Genomic DNA, 4,413 nt, shown 5'->3' with positions numbered 1-4,413 from the left:
ACCGCGCACCGCCCCCTCCCCCGGGGCGTCCGCACGCGGCCCGGGGGCGTCCGCACGCGCCTCTCGGGGGTTTTCGCGTTCCCGGAGGGACCGGCCGCACCCGGCGTGCCGGTCCCCGCACCCCTCGTCGGCACCCCCACTCCCACCGCCGGCCCGTCCGCTCCCCTTCCGACATTCACCTATGTAGTGAGGCCCACATGTTCGACGCCATCGTGGTAGGGGCGCGCTGCGCCGGAGCCCCGACCGCCATGCTGCTGGCCCGCGCCGGCCACCGCGTCCTCCTGCTCGACAAGGGGGCCTTCGGCTCGGACACCCTGTCCACCCACCTCATCCACCAGCCGGGGGTCGCCGCCCTCGCCCGCTGGGGCCTCCTCGACGCCGTCCGCGCCACCGGCTGCCCACCGCTCGACCGGGTGAGCTACGAGGTGGCGGACATACGGCTGGAGGGCTGCGCCCGCGGAGTGGAGGGACAGCGCGCCGCGTACGCGCCCCGGCGCCGGGTCCTCGACCCGGTCCTGGTGGAGGCGGCGGTCGCGGCCGGAGTCGAGTACCGGGAGAAGTGCGTGGTCACCGGCCTGCTCCACGACACCTCCGGCCGGGTCGTCGGTGTGGAGGGCAGACACGACGGACGGCCCTTCCGCGAACGCGCCCACCTGGTCGTCGGCGCCGACGGCATGCGCTCCACCGTCGCCGACCTCGCGAAGGCCCCGTTCACCCTGGAGGACGAGCGGCTGACCTGCGCGTACTACGCCTACTACACGGACGTGCCGGCGTCGTTGGAGCTGTACGAGAGCACCGGCTCCTGGGTGGCGGCCGTCGCCACCAACGACGACGCGACCCTCGTCCTCGCCTACTTCCCGCAGGCCCGCTTCGACGAGATCCGCTCCGACGCCTGCTCGGCCTACCGGGAGCAGGTCCGCACCACCGCGCCCGCCCTGTACGAACGGATCGCGGACCGGGAACCGGTGGAGCGGCTGCGCGGAACGGGCGACCAGCGGAACTTCTTCCGGCAGGCTGCCGGGCCCGGTTGGGCGCTGGTCGGGGACTCCGGCCATCACAAGGACTCGATCACCGCCCGCGGCATCACTGACGCGTTTCAACAAGCGGAATCCCTGGCGAAGCACGCCGGTCCCCGTCTCGGCGGCGACCCCGCGGCCCTCGACACGGCGCTCGACGCGTACGCCGAGGAACGTGACGCCGCTCTCACTCCGGGGTACGACGCGACCCTGGGGGTTGCCCGACTGGAGCCCCACGAGCAACGGTTGTCCCTGTTGCGGGCCGTGCGACAGGACCCCGAACTGACGTCCATCTACTTCGACACGGTGGCCGGTATCGGCACGGCGAGCGCCTTGTACACCCCCAAGCTGCTCGCCCTTTTGTGATCTTCGTCAACTCATGCCCTTGAGCAGTTGGTTGCGGTCAAGCGGATGCTGACGGTCAGGCATGGGGCCTGATACGGTTCCCCACGGCCGCTGACATTTGCCGACGGCGTGTCAAGTCGGCGTACAGGGGGGATGTCGGACACCATGCGCCACCCCTGACCGCCATCGGATTTTCGCTGTCGTACGAGGAATCAGATGCCAGGCACCCGCGACCGGCGGACACGTCATCGGTCCGCCTCTCGCACATCCCTCCGGTACTCGTTCGTCGTGCCGTTCGTCGTCCCCGCGGTCCTCGCCACGGGGATCTGGGGCTACACGGCGGCCGGACTCGTCGACGAGCAGATCCAGTTGTGGGCCGAGTCGGACCGGGCCACCTCCGTCGCCGCGCCCGCGCAGACCGTGCTGTCCCGGCTCCAGGAGGAGCGCCGGCTCACGGCCGTGTGGCAGACGAGCCGGGCAGGGTCGGACCGTTCGAAGCTGGACGTGGCCCGCGAGAAGACGGACGCCGCGGTCACCTCGTACCGCAAGGCGTCCATGTCCGCGCTCGACACCCCCCGGTTGCGGAACCTGGCGGAGAAGCTCGACGACGCGCTGGACGACCTCGCGGACCGGCGTTCCGCGATCGACGACCGGCAACTCGACGGCGACGGCGCCTTCCAGTACTTCACCGGCACCGTGCAGGCCGGGGTGAACCTGTTCGGCGCGGCCGTCAGCAGCAACGACGGAACCCGCGCCCACTCCGCCGAGGCCACCACGGCGGTCGTCCGGCTCACCGAGATGCTCTCCCGCGAGGACGCGCTGATCTCCGGCGCGCTGCCCTCGCGCAAGCTGACCCCGCAGGCACGCACCCGGTTCTCCCAGTACCTGGCGATCCAGCAGGAGATCCGCGCGGCGCTCAACGCCCGTGATCTCCCCGTCGGCGGCGCCGCCTCCTACGGGGAGATCACCGACAGCGCGCAGTGGACCACCATCGGCGTCGTCGAGGACGCCATGACCAACGGCGAGGGCACCGCCCTGCCCCGGCAGGCACCGACCTGGCCCGGTGCGAGCGAGGGCGTCATCGGCGATCTCCAGTCGCTGGGCGCCGAGTCCGTGCGGGGCGTCGCCGACGCCGGTTCGCAGCGCGCCGACGACCTGCTCCTCGCCACCCTGCTGGGGTCCGCCGCCACCCTGATCGCGCTGACCGCCGGAGCCCTGCTGGCCTCCCGCGGCCGGCGCTCCACGCTGCGCCGGATCACCGACCTCCAGCGCAGGACCGAGGAGCTGTCGGACGTCTGGCTGCCGCAGCTGCTGGCCCGAATAGAGCGCGGCGAGCGGATAGAACCCGAGTCCCTCGCCGCCGGCCGGCAGCCGTCGGCGGACGAGATGGAGCGGCTCGCCGGCGCCATCGAGCACCTGGGGCGGGTCGCCGCCGAGAGCGCGGTACGTCAGAGCCTCGGCCGGGAGGGCTCCGAGAAGGTCTTCGCCCAGCTGATCCGCCGGACGCAGATCCTGATCCACCGCCTCATCTCGCTCCTGGACGACCTGGAGCGCAAGCACGAGGACTCCGACCTGCTGAAGGACATCTTCAAGGTCGACCACCTCGCCACCCGTGTCCGCCGGCACGCGGAGAACCTGGTGATCCTCTCCGGTTCGCCGCCCACCCGCCGGATGACGGCGCCCGTCTCCATCACCGACGTGATGCGCAGCGCGGTCGCGGAGACCGAGGCGTACACCCGCGTCAAGATCAAGAACCAGCCGGCCGACCGTCGGCTCGCCCTGACCGGGCGGGCCGTGTCGGACGTGACGCATCTGCTCGCCGAACTCATCGAGAACGGCACCAGCTTCTCGCCGCCGGACACCCAGGTGTTCGTCAGCGCCACCAAGGTCGCCAAGGGCCTGGCCATCCATGTCGAGGACCACGGCCTGGGTGTGCCGGAGGAGTTGCGGCACAAGGCGAACCACCTCCTCGCCCACCCGCCGAAGCTCGACATGACCGCCCTGGGCGAGGACCCGCGCCTCGGGCACTTCGTGGTGGCGCGGCTCGCCGAGCGCAACAACATCAAGGTGGAACTGCGCGAGTCGGTGTACGGCGGCACGCTCGTCGTCGTACTGCTGCCGGCGGACCTCCTGGAGGAGGTGGACTCGCCGGTCCTCGACCAGCTCACATCGGCGGCCGCCGCGTCGAACATGGCGGCGGTGTCCTCCGCCGGCGGCGAGCACAGCGGGCTCGGCGGGGGCGGGCGCGCCGTCTCCGACGTGTCCGAGCCGCAGAGCGCCGGAGTGCTCGCCGGGGTGGGCGCCGGTGCCGTCTCCGGCGGCGCCGACCCGCTGGCGGCCCCCGGGAACCTGCTGACGGACACCCGGATGCCGGACCACAGCGGATTCCCCGATTACGGAGGTGCCGGTCTGTTGCCACCCGAATCGGCGCCCCTGATGCCCCCGTCCCCGGGCACCACCGACTGGGCTCCCCCTCAGGAGCCCGTCCCGCACCACACCGCGCCCGCCGGGCAGACCACCGCGCCGCTCACCACCATGACCAGTGGTGGCGGCACGGCCGGCGCGGCACACCAGGGTCCGGGCGCCGGATACGGCGGCGGATCCGAGTACGGCTCCGGCTCCCGGACGAGCGCCGGAACGGAGTACGGGACCGGAAGCGGACCCCAGTACGGAAGCGGAGGAGGTGCCGGGCTCGGGCCCGCCACCTCCGGGTCGGGTGCCATGACCGGGCACTCCTCCCCCGCCGCGTCCGGCCGGGGCACCTCCTCCGGTCCTCTGACCACACCCCAGGTCCTGCCCCAGCGGACCCGGGGTGCGAGCCTCGCACAGCAGCTCCGCAAGGAAGCAGCGGACGGTCTGCGGGAAGGCGACACCGAGGCGGGGCTCTCCCCCGACGCCTCGGCGCGCGCCATGATCGCAATCCAGCAGGGGCTGAAGCGGGCCCGGCTCTCCGAGCCGGGCGGGCCGGACGGCAACGACGACCGGCAGGCACCACCGCGCGGCCCCGGCGCCACCTGACGGGTGCTCCCCCCGGCGCCCCACCCCCCGGCGC

General features: G+C 72.8%; 2 protein-coding genes. Both read left to right on the top strand.

The features are described 5' to 3' along the window. The first annotated feature begins 197 nt into the window (after window positions 1-197). A complete protein-coding gene (locus AOK15_RS39400; RefSeq protein ID WP_055523832.1) occupies window positions 198-1,382 on the top strand; it encodes an FAD-dependent oxidoreductase in 1,185 nt (394 codons plus the stop codon). Between the two features lie 267 nt (window positions 1,383-1,649). Next, window positions 1,650-4,379 (top strand): sensor histidine kinase, encoded by a 2,730-nt coding sequence (locus tag AOK15_RS39395; protein ID WP_167738915.1) that lies wholly within the window; start codon window positions 1,650-1,652, stop codon window positions 4,377-4,379. The last annotated feature ends 34 nt before the right edge of the window (window positions 4,380-4,413 follow it).

Source organism: Streptomyces ossamyceticus (assembly GCF_001418475.1).
Lineage (GTDB): Bacteria > Actinomycetota > Actinomycetes > Streptomycetales > Streptomycetaceae > Streptomyces > Streptomyces ossamyceticus.
The sequence above is the reverse complement of the archived record's forward strand: the minus strand, read 5'-3'. Positions and strand labels throughout refer to the sequence as shown.